At 34.4% G+C, this 479-nt stretch carries 1 protein-coding gene; it reads right to left on the bottom strand.

Annotation, left to right across the window (positions count from 1 at the left end):
- The coding region (locus H4O21_RS28100; protein WP_220495852.1) for a hypothetical protein at positions 1 to 357 on the bottom strand (357 nt) is incomplete at its 3' end.
- Positions 358 to 479: the final 122 nt, after the last annotated feature.

A 479-nucleotide genomic window follows, 5' to 3' on the forward strand; every position in this document is an offset into this window, starting at 1 on the left:
ATGCCTACGGGCTTTACCGCGATCCATCCGCTGACCGGCTGTGAATTCATAAGCTAAATAACCTATTATGCTCAATGGAATAATTACGGCTAGCGGCAGAAACAACATAAGCGTTAAAAAACTATTTAAGGATAATCGGGTTTTAAACGATGAATAAAACTTTACTAGTGTATTGTTAACGCCAAATGCCATAAGAGGCATCAGTACAAAAGCCGCAGACAGCATGAAACCGACCATACCGTAATATGTGTCACTCATAAAGTTTACATACAAAAACAGGGTATTAATTGCTCCAATTAAAAAGCCTATGTACGTAGAAACTATATTTTTAAATGATTGAGAAGCTACAATGCCCATTATAATAAATTTGACAATGATTGCGTAAGTGCCTTTCTATGGTATTTCTGTAATCCGATAGGACTAGTTTTTAAATTACCACTTTTATAAGCCATATAATGGTCTAATATAGTTTTTTTTAA

It is taken from the genome of Oceanospirillum sediminis, from assembly GCF_014164585.1.
GTDB lineage: Bacteria > Pseudomonadota > Gammaproteobacteria > Pseudomonadales > Halomonadaceae > Oceanospirillum > Oceanospirillum sediminis.